Source organism: Devosia sp. BK, from assembly GCF_032907385.1.
Taxonomy (GTDB): Bacteria; Pseudomonadota; Alphaproteobacteria; order Rhizobiales; family Devosiaceae; genus Devosia.
The window spans coordinates 162,978-186,739 of the sequence record NZ_JAIMBX010000001.1; the positions used below are offsets into that span (position 1 = coordinate 162,978).

Sequence of the window (23,762 nt, forward strand, 5' to 3'; positions counted from 1 at the left end):
CGAGATAGGCGTGTCGCTCACTGGCCGGCCTCCATCAGAGCGGCAAAGTCTTCTGGCGAATGCGCCTCGATGCGGAAAAACATGATGTCGTGCCCTTCGCCGCAATATTCGGCGCATTGGCCCCAATAGATGCCGGGTTCGTCGGCCTCGAGCCGGATGAGGTTGGTGTGGCCGGGAATGGCGTCGATCTTGCCGCCGAGCCGCGGGATCCAGAACGAATGGATGACATCGGCTGAAGTCACCGCAAAATCCACCGGCTGCCCGGCGGGAATGTGCACCACCTGCTCATCGGACGTCGTGCCATTGGGGTAGCCAAATCGCCAATGCCAGCGTTCGGCGGTCACCTCGATGCGGAGCGGCTCATCGCCGCGCGGCAGCAATTGTTCGCCGAGGACGAGCGCCGTACCCGTCAGCAGCACGAGGACTGGAATGGGCAGGATCAGGCCCCCGCCGATGATCCAATGCCCCGGCTTGAGCCGCGAAAGGGTGCCAGTGCGGAAATAGGCGAGAAAGAACAGGATCATGACGATGGCAAACAACGCCATCGCGCCCCAGAACATGACCCACCAGAGCGTTGCGAGATTGGCGGCGCGGGGACCGGCTGGGTCAAGCGTCGATAATTCGCCGCCGCAACCGGCCAAGAGGAACGGCGTTGCTGCAAGAGCAAGTGTTTTTAAAAGGGGAAATTGCTGGTGGCGGATACGACGCAGGATAGCGAAGAGCGGGAAATCACGCTGGAAGAGGGGCGGGAGATCGACGCCGATCATCCCAACCCCATCATTCGCGAAATTGCTGAAAAGGACGTGAGTTCGGCCATTGCCGTTGCCGGGCATCCGCTCCACGCCATGCTGGTGCACTTCCCCATCGCCTTCGTCATCTCGACGCTGGGCATCGATATTTTTTATTGGTTCACCGGGGACGAGTTCTGGCTCGAAGTCGGCAAATGGTCGGCTGGCGCGGCTTTCGTTTTCGGCGTGCTTGCGGCCGTCGTGGGCACGCTCGAATTGCTTGCCGTGCCCGGCATTCGCGTGCGCGTCGCGAGCTGGAACCATGCGATTGCGGCCATGGTGATGTTGGCCATCGTCGGCGCCAATACCGGCCTTCGTCTCTTCTGGCCCGAAGCCGTCTTGCCCAATGGCCTGATGCTCTCGGTTCTGTCGAGCATGGCTGCGGGCTTTGCCGGCTGGCATGGAGGCAAGCTGATTTTCGATCATGGTGTCGGCCTCCTCATATCATCCAAGCAATGAAGGGACGGGCGATCTCGCCTAGCCGCCCCGGGACGAAGAGGTCCGCGACGAAGCCGGGCCATTCGAGCCGGGGTTTGCCCAGAACAAGAATGAGGATGGTGCTCACGGTCAGCAGCGTCAGCGGCATGACGATGAGAAACCGGACCATGGGATAGGCGCGGTTGGGCTCGAAAAGCCGCAGGATCATCAGGCCGGAAAAGATATGGATGCCCGTCATCACCGAAACGGCCAGGAGCTTGGCTGAAAACCAGGCCTCATAGGTGGCCATCAGAAAGATCAGCACCGTCCCCGAACCGACCGCGACGAAGGCGGCGGGCGAGACGATCGCCACATAGAAAAACCGGGTGAAGGCGTGGAGGCGATAGAGAGCCTCGTCTTCGAGGCCTTTGCGCTGCAAATAGAGGAAGGGCAGGGCGATAAGCCCGGCGCTCCAGAGCGCGATGCTGGCGACGTGAATAAACTTGAGCCACGTGACGATCATCGCGCCGCCTGCCTGATCCCGAGCGCATCGAGCAGTCGCCAGAGAACGAGAGCGAGAAGCGGCAGATTGGCCGGCACCCACATGATCAAGCCGCCAAGCTGCTGGTCGTCCACTGGCGAGAGGCCGAAGGCGGCGCTGGTGGTAAAATGCGGCAGGTAGAGTGGGTTCTGGGCAAAGACCAGCAGCGCCCCGAGCATGCCCATCTGAATGGCACTGGTCAGCGCGCCGAGGGCCGATGACATGGGGGCGGTGGAGTGGAGGAGGCCCAACCATAGCCAGGTAAAACTGGCGAGAAGGCTGAATTGCATCGCCCAGTAAATGAGGGGATGCGTGAAGGCCGACGTGTAGAGATCCGGGCTATGCCAAAGCCAAAGCGCCGCTGTCGACAGCGCAACAGGCAGCAAGAGATTGTGCCGTTCGCCCAAACGTTTCGGCAGTGCCAGCGCAAGCAGTGGCGCCACGACCATCGTCAGGAGCACGTGATGCCCAACACGGGCCGAAAAGAGGCTGACGGTCAGCGCGCAAAGCGGCGAGACGAAGAGGATTGCAGCAATGAGCCAGGCGGACAGAAAGGCCATCCGCCTGACGTTCGAAGTGTCCCGAAGACAGAAACCGCCGACGAGAGCCACGGCAATAAGACCAGCCAGTAGGCCCGGTTCAAAATTCCAGCGGCTCCAAAGGTCCGCAGGAATGGCCGGCTGGCCGCAATAGCTCATGTCAAACGAGAAGGGTCCTGCCAAGGCCACGATTGCCCCTATAAAGCAAGGAGCGCCAAGGGCGCTGAGGGCGTTTTACGGACAAAGGTGGTCGGGCAAGTTTGCGCCAGGCCGCGGTTTTTCGCGAATAACGCAACGCCCTCGCATAGGACACACGTCGTCCATCGCCACCCATCTGCCCCCTCATCGATGTGCGATGCAACCTGCGCGCCCATTTGCTCTCCCTGCAGTCTCAGAGGCGCAACGCCGTGATTTCGACACGGTTCCACAAAGCCCACCGTTCGCGTGCCTGGAATTGCCTGCGCCCTCAGGCTGCGAGCATGAGGTTTACCCGATAGGTGCTGAGAACGGCTTCGAGATCGTTCGGCGCACGGCCCGTGATATCTGCAACGCCCGCCGAGACACGATCCTCGCTGCCTTCCGCAATTGCCGCGTCCATAAGGGCAAGCGTCGTCGCGTAATCATCTGGCAGGCCATTGGCTCTGTGACGCGCGGCGAGTTGCTCCGGGGTCAGGTTGATGTGCCGTATCGTCCGCCCAGAAATCTTGGACAGAACCGCAGCGACATCAGCATAAGTCAGCGACTGAGGGCCGGTCAGCACGATATCCGCATTCTGCACGAGGCTTGAATCCAACAGGACCCTTGCGGCAACTGCAGCGATGTCGCTCGCGTCGATAAACGGGACGCGGCCTTGGCCGGTAGCCGAGTAAATCGCATTGTCCTCGTGGATGGACGACAGGTGCTGCGTGACGAAATTCTGCATGAACCATGTCGGGCGTAATACCGACCAGTTCACATCCTGCTCCGCGAGCCACTCATGCACCGCCCCCGTCATCGGCCCGCCGCGCGGCAGCGACGAGGCCGAAAGCAGCACGAATTTTTCGACCCCTCCCTCGATGGCCTGCTCCAGAAATGGCAGCATCACCGCAAGCGGCTCGCTCGTATCCGTCGGCGCAACGAGATAGATTTTGCTCACGCCATCGAGTGCCAGATCATAGCTTTGGCCGTCCCGCCAATCGAATTGCCGATCGTGCGGACCATCCGGCTTGCGCGTGGCTCTGACGAAGTCGGCCTCTGCGGTGTTGAGGTGGCGTGTGAGAGCACTGCCGGTCGTTCCCGTTGCTCCGGTAATGAGAATGCGGTCAGCCATTGCTTGCCCCGTTCTTCTTTGCCGGATTGGCCTCTGCCGTCGTCATCAGAGCGACGGGGTTCCAGTAATCCTTGTAGTGAACGATCTTGCCTTGCCTTGTGCGGATCACCGAAATGTATCGCTGCTCATAGGGTTTGCCGCTCGCCTTTACCGTCCCCACACCTTCAAATTCGACGATGGTCACGTCCGGATCTTCGGTCCGAAGGACCGCGACATTGTCGAGGGCGTCGATCGTGATCATGTCCCCGACATTTTTCAGATAGGCCCGCAGAGCCTCCTTGCCGTCCACCCGCTTGACCATGTCCGGGAGCGCATAGGGAAACTCCATCACGACATCATCGGCGACCATGTCGATATAAGTCGGTGCGTTTTGATCGACGCGATCTGCCAGCGCATAGCGCAGCATGGCGGAGAAGCTTTGAAATGGATCCGTCATTGGACTAACCTTTCGTCGGAACACTGTCGTTCCAACCATCTAGGGAGCGCGACGATGGAACGCAACCGTTCCGACGAAAAGAATTCTGGCCGGCTTGCGAGTGGCGCTGCGGTGAAGCGTCCCCAAATCACCGACGCATTGAGCCGCGCCTTCTTTGAAGAATGGGCGCGTGTCGGATACGCTCGGCTTAGTCTAGAGAAGGTTGCCGGTGCCGCTGGGGTGGGCAAAGCGGCGCTCTATCGTCGGTGGTCGTCAAAGGCCGAGATGGCGAGCGATCTTCTCTCCCAGGTCGGCATCGATCTAACCCGGACAGCGGACATGGGCTCTCTTGAAGCCGACATCGACGCACTCCTCCGCGCTATCCGGAGGGTGCTGCGCCATCGCTTGATAAAACGCATTCTCGTCGATCTTCACGCCGAAATGGGCCGGGAACCGGCCTTGGCCGACGCCATTCGTCCCTTTCAGGTCGCACGGCGCGAGCAGGCCAATGCCTTCATGGATCGCGCCATCGCGCGTGGCGAGTTGCCGCAAACGGTCGATCGCGCAGCAATTGCCGATTTTCTCGCAGCTCCGCTCTATTGGCGGCTCATCGTTCTCGGGGGCAAAGCCGGGTGTGAGCACATTCGTCGTCTGGCCCGGATGATTGCGGCCGCGGCGAAAGCGAGTGGAGACGAATAGAGGAAGATTAGTCAGTCAGGGTTTTCACCGAGGCCCGCTCAACCAGTTTAGGCACCAGCATCACCCGCTGCGGCGGAAGCCGGTACCGGGTGCCGTGCATCCGGTCGAGAAGCAGGCGGAAGGCCGCGATGCCCATATCGCCGCCGGGCAGCCGAACTGTCGTCAGGGGCGGAGAGATCTGCGTCGCAGCAGCAAAATCGCCATAACCGACGACCGAAATGTCTTCAGGAACCCGCAAACCCATGCGGTGCAGTTCAGAAACGACATGGACCCCCAGCGCATCGTGCGCGCAGAATAGAGCCGTCGGCATGTCGCCCTCGATCTTGAGATCAAGAAACGCCCCGGCAAAGCCGTCCCCGCCGAACTGGATTTCGATGACGCTGGCCCCGTCCTGATTGATCAGCGCTTCGCGGAGGCCAAAAAGGCGCTCCATGCGGCCGCGCAATACCCGGCTGCCATGCACGAAGCCGATCCGCCGGTGGCCGCGCTCTAACAGATATTGCCCGATGGCATTGCCTGCCTCATGGTCGGCGCCGGTCACCTGGTCGACCTCTTCGAGCGGCAGCACCCAGCCCAATCGCACGACGGGCTTTCCGGCCGCCTTCAACACCTGCAAGGTCGCGGTATCATGTTGCCCGACAAGGACAACGCCGGCGCTCACGCGCGCAATGTTCTCGACACTGGTGGCTTCTGCCGTCCAGTGGATTTGCACCTGATAGCCCGACTCCGCCGCTTCCCGCTGGATGCCGTTCTGCATCTGCATCCAGAGTTCGCTGTTCACCGGGTCATGGTCATTGAAGATGATGTGGATTGCAGGGCGGGTCGCTGCCACGTCGACCGCGCGAAGATAGCCCAGTTCGAGCGCTTTGGCCGTCACGCGCGTCCGGGTCTCTTCGCTAACGCCATCCTTGCCGGCAAGAGCTCTCGAAACCGCGAACTTTGAGATCGCCAGTTGGTCGGCGATTTCCTGCAATGTGATTTTCTTCAATCGCTCACCCATGGCGTTTGTTAGGTTGTATCACGCCACAAGTTTTGCGCAAGTTTTGTATTTTGGGCCATAATAGGTAAGTTATTTCAGTGACATGACCGTATTTTGATTTTCTCTGTTTCAATCTTCCTGAGCGTATTGACCTAACAGTTTGGTATTGATTGGCTATTGTTAGCTTGAAGAGCGGCGTTTTAGCCGTCCGAGCTGAGGAGGGATCGATGACCAATATTTCTCGCAGAACTTTTTTGGCCGCGACCGGCGCCGCACTCGTGCTGCCGGCCATTCCGGCTTTTGCCCAGGCGCCGCTCAAGGAAGCCCCGGCGCTGGCTGAAGCTGTAGCCGCCGGCTCCATTCCGCCACTCGCCGAACGCCTGCCGCTCAACCCCATGGTGGTGCAGCCCTTCGAAAGCGTCGGCCAATATGGCGGCGACCTCCGCGCTGCGCTTGTCGGCGGCGGCTCGCTCAACATGATGCACCGCTATCAGGGCTATGAGCCGCTCGTGCGCTATACCCCCGATTTCGGCGGGGTCATCCCCAATGTCGCCGAGAGCTTTGAAGCCAACGAAGATGCGACGGCTTACACCTTCAAGCTGCGCGAAGGCCACAAATGGTCCGACGGCACGCCCTTCACCACCGACGACGTGATGTTCTTCTATGAGGACATCCTCCTCGACGAAGAGCTCGCCCAATCCCCGCCGACCCCACTCCGCTCGACCGATGGCAGCACCGCGACGTTCGAAAAGGTCGATGACCTGACCTTCCGCATCGTTTTCGCGCAGCCCAATGGCCTCCTACCGCTGCGGCTCGCCTGGGCCAACGACGATCGCACGACGCGAACCCCGCGCCACTATCTCGAGCAGTTCCACATCAAGTACAATCCCGATGCAGACAAGCTTGCGACCGATCAGGGCCTGACCGGCTGGGTCCAGCTCTTCCAGATCAAGAGCGGTATCGCCGTCGATGGCGAGATCTTCAAGAACAAGGACATGCCGACCCTTTATGGCTGGCGCGTCACCCAGCCGATCGGCGAGTCCGCCGAATACTCGATTTCCGAGCGCAATCCCTACTATTTCAAGGTCGATACCGACGGCAATCAACTGCCCTATATCGACCGCATCACCTATGCGGTCGCGGCCGACAACGAAGTGCTGCTGCTCAAGGCGCTGCAGGGCGAGATCGATCTTCTCGACCAGTGGATCTGCACCCCTGCCAATCGCGCCGTGCTCTATGATGGGCAGGAAACGGGCCAATACGGGTTCTACACCACCACCTCGACCGAGCCCAATGAAATGGTCTTCCAGCTCAACCTGACCCATCCCGATCCCGCCAAGCGCGCGCTCTATCAAAACAAGGATTTTCGGGCCGCGCTCAGCCACTCGATCGATCGTCAGGCCGTCATCGATACGATCTTCATCGGGCAGGGCGCTCCGGCTCAGCCATCCATCCGCCCCGAAGATCCGCTCTATAATGAGCAACTCGCCACCCAGTTCACCGCCTACGATACCGCCAAGGCCAATGAACTCTTGGATGCCATCATCCCCAATAAGGATGGCGAAGGCATGCGCCTCGACGAGACCGGCAAGCGAGTGACCATCATTTTCGAGATCGATCAGGTCCGCCAGACCTTCGTCGATAGCTTCCAGCTCGTCCTGCCCATGCTCCGCGCCGTCGGCATCGACGCCCAGATGCGCACCATGGATCGCTCGCTCTGGGAAGTCCGCGTGCGCCAGGGCGGCGAATATGACGCCACTGTGCACAAATTCGGCGGCAATGGCGGCATCGTCGCCATTCTCGATCCGCGTTACTTCTTCCCCAATACCACCGAGGCCATGTACGCCAAGGGCTGGCAGATCTGGTACAACGACAAGGACTCCGTCGACGCCGTCGAGCCACCGGAAGCCACCAAGCGCCAGTTCGAAGCCTATAACGAGTTGCGTCAGTCGAGCGACCCGGTCCGCCAGAACGAGCTGATGGCCGAAATCCTCCAGATCGCCGCCGACGAGTTCTACGTCTTCGGCATTACCCTACCGCTCGATGGCTATGGCATCGTCGCCAATCGCCTCAAGAATGTGCAGCCGACCATGCCCAATTCCTGGGGTTACCCGACGCCCGCGCCGACCAATCCCGAGCAATATTACATCGGCTGATCGCTCCCAACGTCAGCTCGGCACCGGCGGTCCCTCCGCCGCCGGTGCACACATCATAAGCCAAAAACAACCGGATCGTCCGATGCTCAAGATCGAAGACAGCCCAACTGCGTCCACTCTCCGGACGCCTGATTGGTACAAGACGGCCACGCGCTGGACCCAGCTTACGTTCGTAGAGGACGATCCGCAGCGCTATGACCCTGCCTTCTGGGTCGATGTTTTCAAGCGCACCCAGTCCAACGCCATCTGCCTCTCGGCCGGCGGTTATATCGCCTACTACCCGAGCGAAATTCCACTCCATTACGTCTCAAAATTTATCGGCGACACCGACCCCTTCGGCACGCTCGTCGGCGAAGCCCGCAAACTCGACATGCACGTCATGGCCCGGGTCGATCCCCACGCCATCCATGCCCACGCCGCCGAGGCGCACCCCGAATGGGTGTCGCTCACTGCCGATCGCCAGCCGCGCGAGCACTGGGCCATGCCCGGCATTTTCGTCACCTGCGCCTATTCGAGCTACAATTTCGACTTCATGACCAAGGTCATCGTCGAGATCGCCGAAAAATACGACATCGACGCGCTTTTCGGAAATCGCTGGCAGGGCCACGGTGTCTGCTATTGCAAGGCCTGCGAGGACAATTTCCGCGACGCGAGCGGCTTCGACCTGCCGGAAACGACCACCGCTTCCGATCCCGTCTGGCAGGCTTGGGCCGCCTGGCGCCGCACGACGCTGACCAAGCTCGTTGCCCATTGGGACACCGAAGTCAAAAAGATGAAGCCGCATGCCAGCTTCATTCCCAATATGAGCGGTTCCTCGCTCATGGAATTCGACCTCTCGGTCATCAAAAAGCATTGCCCCATTCTCTTCGTCGATCACCAGGGCCGCCGCAATGTCGAGCCCGCGTGGTCCGCCGGCCGCAACGGCAAGCGCATCCGCGCCACGTTCCGCGATCGGCCAGTGGGGCTCATCACCTCCATCGGGCCAGAAGAAATCCCGCGTTGGAAAGATTCGGTACAGACCGGCCCCGAAATCGAGCAGTGGATCCACGCCGGCATCACCCAGGGGCTCTTTCCCTGGTTCACCAAGTTCAACGCCTGCATTCCCGACGATCGTTGGGTCCAGCCGACCGCAAATGCCTTCAAGCTCCACGCAAAGGTCGAGCCGGTCATCGGCTCCATGCTGCCCAAGGCTGAGATCGCTATCATCGACCCAGCGACAACCCTTCGCCATTGGGACCCGGACAAGCGGCATCTGGCCGAACTCAACGATATGGGTTTTTACCACGCCCTCGTCGAAGCCCGGCTTCCCTTCGAGTTCCTCTCCGACCAGATCATGACCATCGATGAACTGCGCCGTTACAAGCTCGTCATCCTCGCCAACGCCACTTACCTGTCCGATGCCCAGTGCCAGGCGCTGCGCGATTTCGTTGCGGAAGGCGGCTCTGTCGTCGCCGCGCACCAGACCTCGCTCTACGACGAAAAGGGCGCCGCTCGATCCGACTTCGGGCTCGCCGATGTCTTTGGCGTGAAAATGACTTCGGCTCCGCGCGCCAATGTCCGCAATTCCTACGTCGCTCTCAACGGCACACATCCGATCAATGCTGGCTTCGGCACTGCCCAGCGCATCATCGGCGGCACCGAGGACGTTGCGGTTGAACCCACTACATCAGTGGAAACGCCCTTCCTCAAGATCCCAGACTTCCCCGATCTGCCGATGGAAGAAGTCTATCCGCGCCTGCCGCCCCAGGGCGTCGGGGTCGCCGCCCGCACGACCGAAGCCGGTGGCCGCGTTGTCTACATCCCTTGGAATATCGGCGAGGTGTTCTGGACCTATATGGCCGAAGACCAGGGCCGCCTCATCGCCAACGCCGTCAAATGGGCGCTTGGCAAGGAACCCGAAGTCACGGTAATCGGCCGCGGTGTCTTCGATGTCGGCCTCCACGAAGACGCGAAGGGCAGGGCGCTCTGCCTCCTCAATCTCACCAATCCGATGATGATGAAGGGCCCCCTCCGCGACACCTGGCCTGTTGGCCCGCTGACCGCCACGCTCGAAATCCCGCAGGGGAAAAAAGTGAAATCCGTCAATCTTTTGGTCGCGGATAAACAAGTGCAATTTGCAATCGCCGACGGCCGTGTAACGGTCGATATCAGCCAGATCGAGACCATGGAGGTGGTCTATCTGGTTTGGGAGTGAGTGAGAGGAACCCTTCCAGCCGTCCGCGCCCACGGCGTCATTCCCGCGAAAGCGGGAATCCCAATCCCAACCCGAGATCCCCGCTTTCGCGGGGATGACGCCAAGAAAATAGAGAAACCAGTTTCTCCCCAATCGCCGCCGCTATCCCTCCCCTGCCAGGGGGAGGCTAGGTGGGGTTCTGAGGGAGCCACCAAACCACCCGGCCCGACGGCATCCCCGCCGGACCACCCCGCAAAGCCGAAAGAGGAGCGGCAATGCTGAACTATATCTTGAAGCGACTGGTCTACATGATCCCGACCCTGATCGGCATGTCGATCATCTCGTTCGCCATCATCCAGCTTCCGCCCGGCGATTATCTGACCTCGCTGCTCTCGACGCTCGCCGATGGCGGTGCGCCGATCGATCCCGCGACTGTCGAACGCCTGCGCTCGCAATATGGCTTGGATCAGCCGATCTGGATCCAATACGGCAAGTGGATGCTGGGCATCCTCACCCGCGGCGATTTCGGTTTTTCCTTTGAGTGGAACCAGCCGGTATCCGAAGTGATCTGGTCGCGCATGGGCTCGACCCTTGCCATTTCCTTCGCCGCAATCCTCCTCGTCTGGGCCGTGTCGCTCCCCATCGGCATCTATTCCGCCGTCCGCCGCAATTCGATAGGCGACCACGTCTTTACCTTCTTCGGCTTCATCGGCCTTGCCGTGCCAAACTTCATTTTGGCGCTGACGCTGATGTATGTTTCCTTCCGCGTGTTCGGCCAATCCGTCGGCGGCCTCTTCTCGCCCGAATATGTCGACGCGCCCTGGAGCCTCGAAAAACTCTGGGATCTGATCCTCCACCTCTGGATCCCCATCCTCGTCATCGGCATGTCCGGCACAGCCGCGATGATCCGCATTCTCCGCGCCAATCTCACCGACGAGTTGTCAAAACCCTATGTGACCACGGCACGGGCCAAGGGGCTGCCGGAATACAAGGTCATCGTGAAATACCCGGTGCGGATCGCGCTCAATCCCTTCGTCTCGGCCATTGGCTGGGTGCTGCCCGAACTCGTTTCCGGCGTCACCATCACCGCCATCGTCCTCAACCTGCCGACTGCGGGCCCGCTGCTCCTCCGGGCGCTCGTCGCGCAGGACATGTATCTCGCCGGCAGCTTCATTCTGCTCCTGAGCGTCCTGACCCTCGTTGGCATGCTCGTGTCCGACATCCTGCTCGCGCTGCTCGATCCGCGCATCCGTTACAATTGAGGTGATGCGATGACCCTTACGCCCATCCTCGATGCCAAGATTGTCGAAGACGGCCCTGCCATTTCCGGCCTCAAGCCCGGCATGGACCCGATCTCCGACGCTGCCGCCGGCCAGTGGACCCTGATCTGGCGCAAATTCCTCAAGCAGAAAGTCGCCCTCTTCTGCGGCGGTGTGATTTTGGTTCTTTATCTCATCGGCGCCTTCGCCGAATTCCTCGCGCCCGGCCTGCCCGACACCAGCCGCGCGCAGTACACTTACGCGCCGCCACAAAGCATCGGCCTCTTCACGCCCGATGGTCAGTTCCAATTCCACGTAAAAGGGTACACCGTCGAGATCGACAAGGCAGCGCTCCGCCGCACCTTCGTCGTCGATGACAGCGTTATCGTCCCCGTGGGCCTTTTCGTCGAAGGTCCCGCCTATAAATTCTGGGGCATCTTCGAAACCAATCGCCACCTCATCGGCCCGCTCGATCCCACCCAGCCGATGTATCTGCTCGGTGCCGACCGCCTTGGCCGCGATCTTCTCAGCCGGCTGATTTATGGCACGCGCATTTCCATGTCGATCGGTCTCATCGGTGTCTGCATGTCGCTGGTGCTCGGCGTCGTCCTCGGCTCCATCTCCGGCTATTTCGGTGGCTGGGTCGATACCGTCATCCAGCGCATCATCGAAGTCGTCAGCGCCATGCCGACCATTCCGCTCTGGCTCGGCCTTGCCGCCGCCATTCCGCTCACCTGGTCACCGCTCAATGTCTACTTCGTCATCACCATCATCGTTTCATTGCTGGGTTGGACGGGTCTTGCCCGAGAAGTGCGCGGCCGCTTCTTCTCCCTCCGCAACGAGGACTTTGTGACAGCCGCCAAGCTCGATGGGTCTTCGGAGCGTCGTGTGATCTTCCGGCATATCCTGCCCTCGCTGACAAGCCATATCCTCGCCGTCGTCACGCTGGCCGTGCCTTCGATGATCATCGCCGAGACCTCGCTTTCTTTCCTCGGCGTCGGGCTCAAGGCGCCGGTCGTCTCCTGGGGTGTGCTGCTGCAGGACGCGCAGAATATCCGCTCGATCTCAACCGCGCCGTGGCTTCTTATCTGGCCAAGCCTTGCCGTCGTGATCGCGGTTCTCTCCTTCAATTTCTTCGGCGATGGCCTCCGCGATGCCGCCGACCCCTATGAAACCTGAGGAGCCGATACCCATGGAAAAGCCAGTCCTCAGCGTCGAAAATCTCTCGCTCGATTTTCGCCTTCGCACGCATATTCTCCACGCCGTCCGCGATGTGAGCTTTGAGCTCCACCGCGGCCGCACCCTCGCGCTCGTCGGCGAAAGCGGCTCCGGTAAATCCGTCACCGCGCGCTCGCTCATGCGCATCGTTGATAAGCCCGGCGTCATGGTCGGTGGCCGGATCATCCTCCGCACTCAGGGCGGCGAAGTCGATCTCGCTCAACTCGCCTCCAATAGTCCCGAAGTCCGCGCGGTCCGCGGCGCCCGCATCGGTCTCATCTTCCAGGAGCCCATGTCCTCGCTCTCGCCGGTCCACACCATCGGCAGCCAGATCGATGAAGTGATCAGGCTGCATTCGGGGATTGACAAGCGCGCCGCTCGCGCCCGCACCGTCGAGCTTCTCGGGCAGGTCGAAATTCCCAACCCCGCCGAAATGGCCGATCGATACACCTTCGAATTTTCCGGTGGCATGCGCCAGCGCGCCATGATCGCCATGGCGCTGGCGGTCAATCCCGACATTCTCATCGCTGACGAACCGACCACGGCGCTCGATGTCACCACTCAGGCCGAGATCCTCGACCTCATCAAGCGCCTGCAGACCGAGCGCGGCATGGCCATGCTGCTCATCACCCACGATATGGGCGTCGTCGCCGAAGTCGCCGATGATGTCGCCGTCATGCGCTTCGGCCGCATCGTCGAAACCGGCACCGTCGACGAGATCTTCCACGCCCCTCAGCACGCCTACACCCAGCGCCTCCTCGCCTCGACCCTCAAACTCGAGCAACCCGCCGATGCTCGCGCCGAAGCCGTCATCACACCCCAGCCGCTCCTGACGGTAAAAGGTCTCACCAAAGTCTATGGTGGTGCCAAAGGCTTTCTCGGCACGAAGAAATTCGCCCTCAAGGCCGTCGACGATGTCAGCCTGGTCCTCCATGCCGGCGAAAATCTCGGCGTCGTCGGCGAATCCGGCTCCGGTAAAACCACCCTTGGGCGCCTCATCCTCCGCATCGTCGAGCCGACAGCCGGCCAGGTCCTCTACCGCCAGAGGGATGGCAAGGAGATCGACGTTACCGCGCTCTCAAAATCAGACCTGCGCAAATTCCACGCCGATGTCCGCCTGATCTTCCAGGACCCCTTCGCCTCGCTCAATCCCCGCATGACCATCCGCCAGATCATCGGCGATCCGCTAGTCGTCGAAGGCAAGCTCAAGGGGAAGGAGATCGAAGAAAAGACCGCCGAACTCCTCCGCCTCGTTGGTCTCTCGCCCGACGTCATGGAGCGCTACCCCCACGCCTTTTCGGGCGGCCAGCGTCAGCGCATCGGTATCGCACGCGCGCTCGCGCTCGATCCACGTATCATCATCGCCGATGAAGCGACTTCCGCTCTCGACGTCTCGATCCGTAGTCAGATCCTCGACCTCCTCCTCGAGATCCAGAGCCGCCTCGATCTCTCCTTCATTTTCATCTCCCATGACATCTCCGTCGTTCGCTATTTCTGCGATCGCGTCGCCGTTATGCATCGGGGCAAACTGGTCGAGATCGGTCCTGCCGAAACGATCTGCACGAGCCCGAATGAAGACTATACCCGCGCCCTGATCTCGGCCGTTCCCAATCCCGACCCCCGCAATAAGCGGATGTTGCACCGAACACGCCTTGCGGCCCTCTCAACGTCAACGTGATGCTACCGAAATGACCACCAATCAGCGTGCCGTGTTAACCGGCGCTGGCGCCATGAGCCGCAAGTGGCTCGACGCCATAAAAACCGTCGGCGGCGTCGATATCGTCGGGATTGTCGACATCAATCCCGCCAATGCCGAGGCTCGCGCCGCCGAACAAAACATCAATCCCGAGATCGGCACCGACCTCAAAGCGATGTTGGATAGATTGTCTCCCGAGATCGTTTTCGATGTCGCCATACCCGCCGTCCGCCATGGCATCGTCTCGACTGCCCTCGCGGCTGGAGCCCATGTGCTCTCCGAAAAACCTATGGCCGAAACCCTTGATCAGGCTCGCGATTTGGTCGCCCGCGCCGAAGCCGCCGGCCGCCTCCACGTCGTCATCCAGAACCGCCGCTACCTCGCTCAACTCCGCCGCATTCGCCGTCTCGTCGCCTCCGGTGCCATCGGGGATATCACCGGCGTCCACTGCGACTTCTTCCTCGATCCCCACTTCGGCGGCTTCCGCGAGCAGATGCCCCACGTCCTCCTTTTGGACATGGCTGTCCACACCTTCGACGCCGCCCGCTTCGTCATCGACGATGCCGCCACCTCGGTCTATGCCGAAGAGTGGAACCCTGCCGGCTCCTGGTACGAACGCGACGCCTCCGCCTTCGCCAGCTTCCGATTTTTGCAAGGCTTCGTAATGACTTACCGTGGTTCCTGGGCCGCGCCGGGCCTCCGCACAAGTTGGGAAAGCACATGGCGCATTACCGGAACAGAGGGCTCGATCCTCTGGGACGGCGCCGACGACATCCGCGCCGAACGCGTGCAGCCCCATGTAGCCGGAAAGCTCCTTCCCGATACGCAAGTCCTTGAAATTCCAGCACTAGACCCGGCCGACCGCATCGGCGGCCATCTCGGCGTCATCACAGATTTTCTTGATGCCACCCGCGGCGGACCTACGCCCGAAACAATCAGCCGCGAAAACATAAAAAGCCTCGCCATGGTCCTCGGAGCCATCGACAGTTCCACCGCCGGCCGTCGCGTTGAAATCGTAATTTAGGAGCAAATTCATGGCCATAGACCCCAAAGCCATTCGCATCGGCACGATGATCCGCGGCCACGAGCCCGATCCTGTCGGCTACCTCGAAAAGATCCTCCCGCACGGCTTTGAAAGCATCGAGCCCTATTTCTGGCAGACCGTAAACAAGGATCTCCCCGAGCTCGCCAAGCGGTTGAAAGACGTCATCGGCGATTCTGATGTCACCATGTCCACCCTCGGCATGTTCGGTAACCCCTTGGAAGAACAGCCAAAAGACATCGAGACTCTCCGCGGTTGGGAAGCGTTGATCGACAACGCCCACCATTTTGGCGCCACCTGCGTCGCTGGCTTCACCGGCCGCATCCGCAATCGCCCGCTGACAGAAAGCCTGCCGCAGTTCAAGAAAATCTGGACCGAACTCTCCAAGCGCGCCGCCGACAAAGGCGTAAAAATCGCCTTCGAAAACTGCGCCATGCGCGGCAATTGGGAAACCGGCGATTGGAACATCGCCCACAATCCCGACGCTTGGGAAATGATGTTCAACGAGGTGCCGGAAGACAATCTCGGGCTCGAATGGGAGCCGTGTCATCAGATGGTCTATCTTATTGATCCCATTCCGCAAATTCGTAAGTGGGCGCATAAGTTCTTTCATGTCCATGGCAAGGATGCCACCATCCGTTGGGATGTCATCAAGTCCCAGGGCTATGGCGGCAAGGAGAAAGCCGTCTGGATGCGCACCCCCGGTTTTGGCGATACCAACTGGTTCGACGTCATCTCAGAACTCCGCCTCGCCGGCTGGTCCGGCTCCATTGATATCGAAGGCTGGCATGACCCGGTCTATCGCGAGGAGCTAGAAATGGTCGGCCAAGTCCACGCGCTCAACTATCTCAAAGCCGCCCGTGGCGGCGACTTTGTCCCCTATCCCGGCCCGCTCAAGGGAGCCTGACCCGTGCCGCGTTTTTCTGCAAATATCTCAATGCTCTATCCCGAATTGCAGTTCATGGACCGGTTCGCTGCTGCAGCCACGGATGGTTTCGAGGCCGTCGAATATGTGGGCGCCTATGACCAGGATCCTGCTGAACTCAGATCACTGTTGCACCAGCATGGCCTGAGCCAGGCTCTGTTCAATTTGCCGGCCGGCAACTGGGCCGCCGGTGAACGGGGAATCGCCTGCCACCCCAATCGGATCGAAGATTTCCGTCAAGGCATTGATAAGGCGATCGAATATGCCGAGGCCACCAAGTGCACGCAGGTCAATTGCCTTGCCGGCATCGCGCCAGCAGGTGTCGATCGATCAGCGCTCGAAAGCGTCCTGATCGACAATCTCAAATATGCCGCGCCGCGTCTTGCCGATAGGGGAATAAAGCTGTTGCTCGAGCCGATCAACACCCGTGACATTCCGGGATTCCTGATCAACTCGACCGATGACTACGAGCGTATTGCCGCAGCGGTCGGTCACACAAACCTTTATCTGCAATATGACTTTTATCACATGCAGGTGGTGCAGGGTGACCTGCTCCCGACCTTCTCGCGTCTCCAGTCGCACATTGCCCATGTGCAGATCGCCGACAATCCCGGACGCAACGAGCCGGGCACCGGCGAGATCAATTATCCCAATATCTTCAAAGCCTTGGACGAAGCTGATTATGCAGGCTGGGTGGGGGCAGAATACAGGCCAAAGGCTGGCACGAGCGATGGCCTGAACTGGCTCAGGGACTGGAGGGCATCAGCATGAAGATTGGATTTATTGGACTTGGCGTCATGGGGCGGCCAATGGTCGGCCATTTGATTGCCGCAGGGCACGAGGTCTTTCTCTACCGAGTGAAAGACGTTTCCCAGCATCTGGTCGAAGCCGGCGGCAAGGCATTGGACAATCCGAAAGCGGTCGCCGAGGCTGCAGACGTGATTATCCTCATGTTGCCCGATACGCCTGATGTGGAAGCAGTTCTCTTCGGCGAAGGTGGCGTTGCCGAAGGTCTCGCCACGGGCAAGCTCGTCATCGATATGAGTTCGATTTCACCTGTCGCCACGAAGGCCTTTGCGACCCGCATTGCCGAGATTGGTGCTGGCTATGTGGACGCGCCTGTATCTGGCGGTGAAGTTGGCGCAAAAAATGCGGCGCTTACCATCATGGTCGGCGCCTTAGCAAGTGATTTCGAGCGAGCTCTGCCGCTGCTCAAGCTCATGGGCAAGAACATCACCTGGATTGGTGCAGTGGGTGATGGTCAGACGGCGAAAGTGGTCAACCAGATCATCGTCGGTCTCACAATCGAGGCTGTAGCTGAAGGCCTGACCTTGGCAAAGGCGTCCGGCGCAGATCCGGCAAAGGTCAGAGAAGCCTTGATGGGCGGCTTTGCCTCTTCGCGTATTCTTGAGGTGCATGGCGACCGTATGATCAACGAAACATTTGATCCGGGTTTCCGCATCCGACTCCATCGCAAGGATATCGGGCTTGCTTTGGAGTCGGCAAAAGCGCTCGATCTTTATCTGCCGCACGCGGCAAACCTGCAGCAACTCATGAACAAAGCCATTGCCGATGGTCTTGGCGACAAAGACCATTCAGCGCTCATCAAAGCGCTGAGTTGAGATTGGTCGATGAGGAGGCGGCGTTGGTCTCCTCCGACCAGACTAATCCGGCCGCACGTCCGGAACTGGCGCCAAGAGTGCAATTAGCGTGTAGGCGAGCGAGCCGAGAGCAGAATACGAAGAGGCGAAGGTTTCGTCGCGCGGGACAGCGATCAGGCGGCCATTCTGGCAAGCTTTGAGGAAGGCGCAGTAACCTGGGATCGTGGCTTCAAGGAGGTCGTAGGCGTCCTGCGCGGTTTCCCCTTCTTCAGCCCGATAGGTGACGAGGATCAGGTCTGCGTCGAGTTCGGGCAGGCGTTCCGGGCTGAAATCGGCGAACTTGCCGTATTCGACTTCCTTGACAGCGTCTGGCATGGCGAAGTCGGCCTCGTCGAGGAGACGCCCTAGCGCTGCAAAGTGGCGGTATGATCGGATTTGGCCTTCGACTGCCGCGATGACGTTTACGGAAATATTTGGTGCATCGACCTGGGCCTTGAGCTGATTGAGCTGCTGCGCGTAGCGCGTTTCGAGAAGCTTTAGCGCGTCACCCGTGCCGGTGATTTCGGCGAGGCGATCATAGAGCTCGAACTTGTCGCTTCGGTTGAAATCGAGCAGCACGGTCGGGGCGATACTGGCGAAAGCCTCCGGGTTCTGGTTAGTCGAGAGGATGATCAGATCGGGATCGACGGCGGCGACGGCCTCGGGGTCGATCTCGGTGCCGGTGCCGAGAAAGGTGATTGGGGCGGTGTCGAAATCGACGCCGGTCAGCATTTTGGATGAGCGCATGAAGGGTTGGCCTTCGATGACCACGCGACCGTGGCTGCCAACGGGCGTGACGCCAAGCTCGATCAGCGGCACGGAAAAGAACAGGTCCTGAAGCGAAGCGATGCGCTGGGGATCGGCAGGGATTTCAACGCTGCGGCCGGCATCGTCGGTAATGGTCCGCGTTTCCTGCGCCAGGGCGGGCAGGGCAAGGCATGTCGCGAGCAGCGCGGCGGCTGCGGTGGTCAGGGCGCGGGAGGGTAATGAAAACATCGGCTGCGTCCGGCTATTGAAGTCAGGGAGTGGCGGAATAGGGTGTGACGTCGTCGAGGCACCAGCGAAGGACGTCTTCGCCCTCTTTGTCGGCGACGACGCTGCAATTGCCCTGCATGAAGAAGGTCTGGGCATGCATGCTTATGGTCAGTTTTGTGCCGGCGATTTCGGCCTCCAGCGCCAGGGTCTGTCCCTCTGCGGCCGTCTCGGGCAATTCGCCGTGGAGGTGGACGGTTTGTTCGGCTTTGCCGTTCCGGTCGGCCCAGGCCATGGCGGCGATTTCGGCGACTTGGATGGGTTCGGCGATATCGGTGCGGCCCTTGTAAGCCGCGACGTAAACGCGGCCTTGTTCAAGCGCGGCGAGGAATGCCGGCGCCTGGGCGGCGGTCATGCGGCCATAGCGCTGGCGCTGCGGCATAACGACGATGGAGGCAGCGAAGCGGCAGCCGCCGATATGGGTGGCCTGTACGATGTGGAATTTGGTCGTGTCAGCGGCGGCCACCAGCGCCTTGTAGGTCGAAAAACCGTGGCGGGCACAGCAGGCGTCGCGACGGCTGTCTGTGCAGACGATGATGACCTGTCGCGGATCGTGGCGGCCTTCGAAGACCCGGCCATCGACATAATCGCCGATTGCCTTGATCAAGGCGGCTTCATCCGTGAAGTCGGCATAGGTGCCTTCGGGGACGGCGTGGAGCGTCGGCAGACTGCCTTCGGCTTCGACTTTGTCGATCAGCGCGACATGGAGGCCGCCTTTGGCGGCGGCATGCATGGCGGCGCGCAATTCGGGCGACATGCCGGCCGATTCCCAACGTGGCGTGCGCCACTGTCCGCGGGGCCAGGCTAGCATGAGCGCGCGTTTGGGCGCATTGCCGGTGCCGGCTAAGGGTTCGCCGCGTTCTAGACAAAGGTCAGTGCAGAAGAGATGCTTGGCCATTACGGCGCTTCGACGAAAGGCGTGAACGGGCGGCCCGCGACATTGTTTTCGACCAGCTCGAGCGCCAGTTCGAGGCCGGTCATGGTGCTGCCGAACGTGGGTCCGGGGAGGACGACAAACTGCCCGTTCTGGCAGGCGGTGAGGGCGGCGCACCACCCGGGGGCAAATTTTTCGTAGGCCGCGCGGATGGTTTCGGGCGTCGCGTCGGGCTGCTGGCGGTAGAAGCCGAAGATGAAATCCGCGTCGAGTTGCTGGATCAGTTCGGCGCTCCAGGAGGCTTGCGTGGCGTTGAGGGCTGCAACGGCGGCGGGCTGGGCAAAGCCGAGATCGGAGAGAACCTGGGTGATAGCGCCGAGATTGGCACGATAGACCCATAGATCGTCGGCTTCTGGGAACATGAATGTGGTGGTCGCCGAGATCGCTGCGGTATCGCCGATGAAGCTCTTGGTGCGCTCGATATTAGCTTGGTAACTCTGATAGCGCGCTTCGAAATTGCCTGACTGACCGCTGACATCGGCAAGGGTGCGGAGGGTTTCGATGAGGCCAAGGGCCCCATTGTCGATGACTAGCGTCGGCGCGATCGACTGGAGCTGATCGACGACGGCTGGATCGGTATAGGTGCCGCCGATGATGAGATCGGGCTGCAGAGCGGCGATGGCCTCCACGTTCAGCGCGTTGAATTGGCCGACATATTGGATGTCTGTATTAGCATAGTCGATCCCGAGCGTATCCATGCCGCCGCGCATGAAGGTCTTGCCTTCGGCATCGACGCGGCCGGCGCTGCCGACGACCGAGGCGCCGAGCTCGTAGAGCGGCAGGGCAACGATCTGGTCATTGAGCGCAACAATGCGCTGCGGGGCGACGGGGATATCAAAGGTGCCGTTGGCCGCGGTGACGCTGCGGGTTTCCTGCGCGAAGGCGGGAAGGGCGAGGGTCAGCGCGAGGCCAGCCAGGGCGGAAATCGTGCGAAGCGCCATGGGTAACTCCGGATCAGTGGGTTTGTGCTGGCCGCGTGCGGACCAGCAGAATGACGAAGACGGGGACGCCGATGGCGGCGGTGATGATGCCCGCCGGGATCTGGATCGGCGCGAAGGCGGCGCGGCCGAGAAGGTCGGCGAGCGAGACAAGAATGGCGCCGCAGAGGGCGGTGAGGATGAGGTGCAGACCCATGCCCGCCGGCGAGAGGCGCTTGGCGGCGTGCGGGGCGATCAGGCCGACGAAGCCGAGCGGGCCAACGACGCAGGTAGCGACGGCGGCGAGGGCGACGGCGATGGCGAGTTGGGCATTGTTGGCAAGGCGGATGGGGGCGCCGAGGCCGGTGGCGGTGGCTTGGCCGAACCGCATGGCGCTCATGGTGCGGCTGAGGGCGAGGAGGATAGGAAGGAGGATAATAGTCCAGCCGGCAAGGGTCGCGACATCGTTCCAGTTGGTGGCGTTGATTGATCCGGCCAGCCAGGAAAGAGCGGCCATTGCGCGGTCGATCTCGCTATAGGTGAGGAGCGCGGAGGTGATCGAGGCGACGAAGGCCGAGAGGCCTATGCCCATGAGGATAAAGCGGACGGCACCACCGCCCTGGCGGGTATGCGACAGGCCCTGGATGGCAAGGGCTACAACGATGGCGCCGAAGAAGGCAGCCCAGGGGCGGAAAAGGGCCAGGGAGGCGGGGAAAAGAACTGTTAAGGCGACGACGGCGAGGGCGGCGCCCTGGCTGATGCCGACAAGGGAGGGATCGGCGAGGCCGTTGCGCGTGGCGTTCTGGAGGGTGGCGCCGGAGAGCGCCATCATGGCGCCGACGAGAGAGGCGGCGAGGGTGCGGGGGAAGCGGAATTCCCAGACGACGTTGTCGATGGCGCTGGAAATGGTGATGCCGCGCAGGGTGTTCCAGACTTCTTCGAGCGCGATGCCGTAGGTGCCGGTGGCGAGGCTGATGCTCATCACCAAGAGGAGGATAAGTGTGAGCGCTGTGGCGGTGATGAGGGCGCGAAGGGGGATGCGGAGCGCGATTCGCTCGTCGAAGAGGCGCAGGACGAGGTGGCGGGGCGCGGCGGTGGCGTGGCTCATCGTGTCCTCCGGCGGACTAGATGGACGAAGAGCGGCGCGCCGATCATGGCGGTGATGATGCCGGTCGAGATTTCGCGGGGCGGGATGGCCACGCGGGCGATGATGTCGACGCCAAGGAGATAGGCCGCGCCGGCAAGGGCGGCGTAGGGGACGATCCAGCGATAGTCGGAGCCGACATAGAGGCGGACGACATGGGGGATGACGAGACCGATGAAGCCGAGGGGACCAGCGAGGGCGACGGCTCCGGCAGTGAGCACGACGACGACGGCGAGGAGCTGGGCCTTGAGGGGCCCTGTGCGGACGCCGAGTCCCTGGGCAACGTCGTCACCCATGGCGAGGACGGTGACGCGGGGGGCGAGGAGAATGCCGGCAAGGAGCGCGACCAGCATGGGCGGGCCGACATAATAGAGCATGGTCACGTCGCGGCCAGCGAGGCTGCCGGTGAGCCAAACACGAAGGTTTTCAAAGGTTTCCTGGTTGAGCAGGTGGATGGCGGAGATCACGGCGCCGAGGAAGGCGCTGACTGAGGCGCCGGCAAGGGTCATGCTCAACGGCGTGGCGCCACCGGGGACAAGTCGGGCGATGATGTAGACGATCGTCGCGGCGCCGAGGGAGCCGGCCATGGCGATCCAGGGCAGGAGGGCCATGGTCGCGAGGCCATAGACCGAGGTGGCGATGACGACGGCAAAGGCGGCGCCACTGGTCAGGCCGAGGAGGGCGGGATCAGCCAGGGGATTGCGGGTGACGCCCTGCATCAGCGCGCCGGCAAGGGCGAGGCTTGCGCCGACGACCACGGCAATAACGGCGCGCGGGAGGCGCAGATTGAAGACGATAACGTGGTCGAAGTTCTTGGAATCGAAGGCGAAAAACGCATCGACGACGGTGCCGAGCGGCAGGGCTTTGGCGCCGACGGCGATGTGGAAGAGGAAGAGACCGGCTAGGATGGCGAGCAGCACCGGCACGCCGGACCACGAGCGGGCGGAGTGGCGAACCGGCGATGGTGCGGCTGCAACCGTCACTGCGCAGCCTCGAGGACGCGGCGGCGGGCGCCGACGGGTACGCAAACGAGGCGGCCACTGACCGGATCGCGGAGCACACTGGCGTCGAGATCGAAGACGTGTTTCAGGCGCTCGGCGGTGAAGATATCATTGGGTTCGCCGGCGGAAACGATCTTCCCGTCTTTCATCATGACGAGGTAATCGGCATAGGCGGCAGCGAGGCTGAGCTCGTGGAGAACTATTAAAAGCGTGTGGCCGCGATCGTGGGCGAGGCTGGCAAAAAGGTCCATCAGATCGACCTGAACCTTGAGGTCGAGGAAGGTCGTGGGCTCATCGAGAAGGATGAGGCGGGTCTCCTGGGCAAGGACCATGGCGACCCAGCAGCGCTGGCGCTGGCCGCCGGAAAGCGTATCGACGCTGCGATCGGCGAACTGGGTGATGCCGGCAGTTTCGATAGCGGATTCAACGGCTTCTTCGTCAGCGCGGGTCCACTGGCGGAGAAGGGACTGGTGCGGATAGCGGCCTTGGGAGACGAGTTCGCGGACGGTCAGGCCCTCGGGAGCGACTGGGCCTTGGGGGAGAAGGCCGAGTTTGGAGGCGACGGCGCGGGTGTTGAGCGCGTGGATGTCTTTGCCTTCGAGAAGCACCTGGCCGCGGGACGGGGATAGAATACGCGCCAGGGTCTTGAGCAGGGTGGATTTGCCGCAGCCATTGGGGCCGACGAGGACGGTGACCTTGCCATCGGGGACGAGGAGATCGACGGCATCTAGAATGGGGGCGTCGGCGTAGCCGGCGTCGATACCGACCGCTTCGAGACGGCTCATCGGGGTCTCCGGGCTCAAGCAAGTACAGGCGTGTCTTGGGTTAATTTAACCTGAGTGTCAAGTTCAGATATAGGCGCAATGAGGCTTCGACGGGCATGAAAAAGCCCTCCGACCTTTTAGGGCCGGAGGGCTTAATGTTGTGGCGGCGCAGTG

The 23,762-nt window shown here is 61.4% G+C and carries 23 protein-coding genes; 11 read left to right on the forward strand and 12 right to left on the reverse strand.

The genetic code is table 11. From position 1 onward, the window contains the following. Positions 1 to 17 precede the first annotated feature (17 nt). Positions 18 to 641, reverse strand: coding sequence for a cytochrome c oxidase subunit II (gene coxB / locus DevBK_RS00725; RefSeq protein WP_317184094.1), 624 nt, complete (start codon positions 639 to 641; stop codon positions 18 to 20). 51 nt (positions 642 to 692) lie between these two features. Between coxB and DevBK_RS00730 the strand changes: the two genes are divergently transcribed. Continuing rightward, positions 693 to 1,247: a DUF2231 domain-containing protein gene (locus tag DevBK_RS00730; protein ID WP_317184095.1), complete on the forward strand. Its 555-nt coding sequence runs from the start codon at positions 693 to 695 to the stop codon at positions 1,245 to 1,247. Here DevBK_RS00730 and DevBK_RS00735 read toward each other — a convergent pair. From DevBK_RS00735 to DevBK_RS00750, 4 genes are all read right to left on the reverse strand, one after another. After that, positions 1,228 to 1,728: a CopD family protein gene (locus tag DevBK_RS00735; protein WP_317184096.1), complete on the reverse strand. Its 501-nt coding sequence runs from the start codon at positions 1,726 to 1,728 to the stop codon at positions 1,228 to 1,230. The genes DevBK_RS00730 and DevBK_RS00735 overlap by 20 nt on opposite strands. Then, positions 1,725 to 2,474, reverse strand: a complete 750-nt coding sequence (locus tag DevBK_RS00740) for a cytochrome c oxidase assembly protein (RefSeq protein WP_317184097.1) — start codon at positions 2,472 to 2,474, stop codon at positions 1,725 to 1,727. The genes DevBK_RS00735 and DevBK_RS00740 overlap by 4 nt, the downstream gene beginning before the upstream one ends. Positions 2,475 to 2,751: 277 nt before the next feature. After that, positions 2,752 to 3,594 (reverse strand): NmrA family NAD(P)-binding protein, encoded by an 843-nt coding sequence (locus DevBK_RS00745; protein WP_317184098.1) that lies wholly within the window; start codon positions 3,592 to 3,594, stop codon positions 2,752 to 2,754. After that, positions 3,587 to 4,030 carry a nuclear transport factor 2 family protein gene (locus DevBK_RS00750; protein ID WP_317184099.1) on the reverse strand — a complete coding sequence of 148 codons (444 nt, stop codon included), beginning with the start codon at positions 4,028 to 4,030 and terminating at the stop codon, positions 3,587 to 3,589. The genes DevBK_RS00745 and DevBK_RS00750 overlap by 8 nt, the downstream gene beginning before the upstream one ends. A gap of 54 nt (positions 4,031 to 4,084) precedes the next feature. On the opposite strand from DevBK_RS00750, the gene DevBK_RS00755 reads away from it, so the two are divergent. Continuing rightward, positions 4,085 to 4,708: a TetR-like C-terminal domain-containing protein gene (locus DevBK_RS00755; RefSeq protein ID WP_317184100.1), complete on the forward strand. Its 624-nt coding sequence runs from the start codon at positions 4,085 to 4,087 to the stop codon at positions 4,706 to 4,708. A 7-nt stretch (positions 4,709 to 4,715) separates the two neighbouring features. Here the strand turns inward: DevBK_RS00755 and DevBK_RS00760 are convergent, their stop codons facing one another. Beyond that, positions 4,716 to 5,696 (reverse strand): LacI family DNA-binding transcriptional regulator, encoded by a 981-nt coding sequence (locus DevBK_RS00760; RefSeq protein ID WP_244484156.1) that lies wholly within the window; start codon positions 5,694 to 5,696, stop codon positions 4,716 to 4,718. Between the two features lie 218 nt (positions 5,697 to 5,914). On the opposite strand from DevBK_RS00760, the gene DevBK_RS00765 reads away from it, so the two are divergent. The 9 genes from DevBK_RS00765 to DevBK_RS00805 all read left to right on the forward strand — a co-directional run bounded on the left by DevBK_RS00765 (position 5,915) and on the right by DevBK_RS00805 (position 17,778). Beyond that, positions 5,915 to 7,843, forward strand: coding sequence for an ABC transporter substrate-binding protein (locus tag DevBK_RS00765; RefSeq protein ID WP_317184101.1), 1,929 nt, complete (start codon positions 5,915 to 5,917; stop codon positions 7,841 to 7,843). An 82-nt stretch (positions 7,844 to 7,925) separates the two neighbouring features. Beyond that, positions 7,926 to 10,037, forward strand: coding sequence for a family 10 glycosylhydrolase (locus DevBK_RS00770; protein ID WP_317184102.1), 2,112 nt, complete (start codon positions 7,926 to 7,928; stop codon positions 10,035 to 10,037). A gap of 254 nt (positions 10,038 to 10,291) precedes the next feature. Then, the gene (locus DevBK_RS00775; RefSeq protein ID WP_317184103.1) at positions 10,292 to 11,278 is read left to right on the forward strand and encodes an ABC transporter permease; all 987 of its coding nucleotides are present in this window, start codon (positions 10,292 to 10,294) and stop codon (positions 11,276 to 11,278) included. A 9-nt stretch (positions 11,279 to 11,287) separates the two neighbouring features. Then, entirely contained in the window at positions 11,288 to 12,454 is a 1,167-nt protein-coding gene (locus tag DevBK_RS00780; protein ID WP_317184104.1) for an ABC transporter permease, read from the forward strand. Positions 12,455 to 12,467: 13 nt separating this feature from the next. Continuing rightward, a complete protein-coding gene (locus DevBK_RS00785; RefSeq protein ID WP_317184105.1) occupies positions 12,468 to 14,171 on the forward strand; it encodes an ABC transporter ATP-binding protein in 1,704 nt (567 codons plus the stop codon). A gap of 10 nt (positions 14,172 to 14,181) precedes the next feature. Beyond that, positions 14,182 to 15,213 carry a Gfo/Idh/MocA family oxidoreductase gene (locus DevBK_RS00790; protein WP_317184106.1) on the forward strand — a complete coding sequence of 344 codons (1,032 nt, stop codon included), beginning with the start codon at positions 14,182 to 14,184 and terminating at the stop codon, positions 15,211 to 15,213. 10 nt (positions 15,214 to 15,223) lie between these two features. Further along, positions 15,224 to 16,138 (forward strand): sugar phosphate isomerase/epimerase, encoded by a 915-nt coding sequence (locus DevBK_RS00795; RefSeq protein ID WP_317184107.1) that lies wholly within the window; start codon positions 15,224 to 15,226, stop codon positions 16,136 to 16,138. Between the two features lie 3 nt (positions 16,139 to 16,141). Further along, positions 16,142 to 16,927: a 2-oxo-tetronate isomerase gene (gene otnI, locus DevBK_RS00800; protein WP_317184108.1), complete on the forward strand. Its 786-nt coding sequence runs from the start codon at positions 16,142 to 16,144 to the stop codon at positions 16,925 to 16,927. Beyond that, on the forward strand, positions 16,924 to 17,778 hold the full coding sequence (locus tag DevBK_RS00805) for a 2-hydroxy-3-oxopropionate reductase (RefSeq protein ID WP_410494021.1): 855 nt from the start codon (positions 16,924 to 16,926) through the stop codon (positions 17,776 to 17,778). Before otnI ends, DevBK_RS00805 begins: the two co-directional genes overlap by 4 nt. Positions 17,779 to 17,820: 42 nt before the next feature. Here the strand turns inward: DevBK_RS00805 and DevBK_RS00810 are convergent, their stop codons facing one another. From DevBK_RS00810 to DevBK_RS00835, 6 genes are read right to left on the reverse strand one after another with little or no spacing between them, the layout of a single operon-like run. Beyond that, positions 17,821 to 18,792, reverse strand: coding sequence for an ABC transporter substrate-binding protein (locus tag DevBK_RS00810; protein ID WP_317184109.1), 972 nt, complete (start codon positions 18,790 to 18,792; stop codon positions 17,821 to 17,823). Positions 18,793 to 18,814: 22 nt separating this feature from the next. Further along, positions 18,815 to 19,726 carry a sucrase ferredoxin gene (locus DevBK_RS00815; RefSeq protein ID WP_317184110.1) on the reverse strand — a complete coding sequence of 304 codons (912 nt, stop codon included), beginning with the start codon at positions 19,724 to 19,726 and terminating at the stop codon, positions 18,815 to 18,817. Next, the gene (locus DevBK_RS00820) at positions 19,726 to 20,703 is read right to left on the reverse strand and encodes an ABC transporter substrate-binding protein (protein WP_317184111.1); all 978 of its coding nucleotides are present in this window, start codon (positions 20,701 to 20,703) and stop codon (positions 19,726 to 19,728) included. Before DevBK_RS00820 ends, DevBK_RS00815 begins: the two co-directional genes overlap by 1 nt. Before the next feature lie 13 nt (positions 20,704 to 20,716). Further along, the gene (locus DevBK_RS00825; protein ID WP_317184112.1) at positions 20,717 to 21,787 is read right to left on the reverse strand and encodes an iron ABC transporter permease; all 1,071 of its coding nucleotides are present in this window, start codon (positions 21,785 to 21,787) and stop codon (positions 20,717 to 20,719) included. Continuing rightward, complete coding sequence (locus DevBK_RS00830) at positions 21,784 to 22,806, reverse strand: iron ABC transporter permease (protein ID WP_317184113.1); 1,023 nt, start codon at positions 22,804 to 22,806, stop codon at positions 21,784 to 21,786. The genes DevBK_RS00825 and DevBK_RS00830 overlap by 4 nt, the downstream gene beginning before the upstream one ends. Then, positions 22,803 to 23,609 carry an ABC transporter ATP-binding protein gene (locus DevBK_RS00835; protein ID WP_317184114.1) on the reverse strand — a complete coding sequence of 269 codons (807 nt, stop codon included), beginning with the start codon at positions 23,607 to 23,609 and terminating at the stop codon, positions 22,803 to 22,805. The genes DevBK_RS00830 and DevBK_RS00835 overlap by 4 nt, the downstream gene beginning before the upstream one ends. Positions 23,610 to 23,762 lie beyond the last annotated feature (153 nt).

Bases quoted from the DNA above. Each gene is read 5' to 3' on its own strand.
- DevBK_RS00820 (WP_317184111.1), bottom strand. From the start codon at position 20,703: ATGGCGCTTCGCACGATTTCCGCCCTGGCTGGCCTCGCGCTGACCCTC.
- DevBK_RS00775 (WP_317184103.1), top strand. From the start codon at position 10,292: ATGCTGAACTATATCTTGAAGCGACTGGTCTACATGATCCCGACCCTG.
- DevBK_RS00780 (WP_317184104.1), top strand. From the start codon at position 11,288: ATGACCCTTACGCCCATCCTCGATGCCAAGATTGTCGAAGACGGCCCT.
- DevBK_RS00735 (WP_317184096.1), bottom strand. From the start codon at position 1,728: ATGATCGTCACGTGGCTCAAGTTTATTCACGTCGCCAGCATCGCGCTC.
- DevBK_RS00755 (WP_317184100.1), top strand. From the start codon at position 4,085: ATGGAACGCAACCGTTCCGACGAAAAGAATTCTGGCCGGCTTGCGAGT.
- DevBK_RS00825 (WP_317184112.1), bottom strand. From the start codon at position 21,787: ATGAGCCACGCCACCGCCGCGCCCCGCCACCTCGTCCTGCGCCTCTTC.
- DevBK_RS00835 (WP_317184114.1), bottom strand. From the start codon at position 23,609: ATGAGCCGTCTCGAAGCGGTCGGTATCGACGCCGGCTACGCCGACGCC.
- DevBK_RS00785 (WP_317184105.1), top strand. From the start codon at position 12,468: ATGGAAAAGCCAGTCCTCAGCGTCGAAAATCTCTCGCTCGATTTTCGC.
- DevBK_RS00765 (WP_317184101.1), top strand. From the start codon at position 5,915: ATGACCAATATTTCTCGCAGAACTTTTTTGGCCGCGACCGGCGCCGCA.
- DevBK_RS00805 (WP_410494021.1), top strand. From the start codon at position 16,924: ATGAAGATTGGATTTATTGGACTTGGCGTCATGGGGCGGCCAATGGTC.
- DevBK_RS00745 (WP_317184098.1), bottom strand. From the start codon at position 3,594: ATGGCTGACCGCATTCTCATTACCGGAGCAACGGGAACGACCGGCAGT.
- DevBK_RS00790 (WP_317184106.1), top strand. From the start codon at position 14,182: ATGACCACCAATCAGCGTGCCGTGTTAACCGGCGCTGGCGCCATGAGC.
- DevBK_RS00810 (WP_317184109.1), bottom strand. From the start codon at position 18,792: ATGTTTTCATTACCCTCCCGCGCCCTGACCACCGCAGCCGCCGCGCTG.
- DevBK_RS00815 (WP_317184110.1), bottom strand. From the start codon at position 19,726: ATGGCCAAGCATCTCTTCTGCACTGACCTTTGTCTAGAACGCGGCGAA.
- DevBK_RS00770 (WP_317184102.1), top strand. From the start codon at position 7,926: ATGCTCAAGATCGAAGACAGCCCAACTGCGTCCACTCTCCGGACGCCT.
- DevBK_RS00750 (WP_317184099.1), bottom strand. From the start codon at position 4,030: ATGACGGATCCATTTCAAAGCTTCTCCGCCATGCTGCGCTATGCGCTG.
- DevBK_RS00795 (WP_317184107.1), top strand. From the start codon at position 15,224: ATGGCCATAGACCCCAAAGCCATTCGCATCGGCACGATGATCCGCGGC.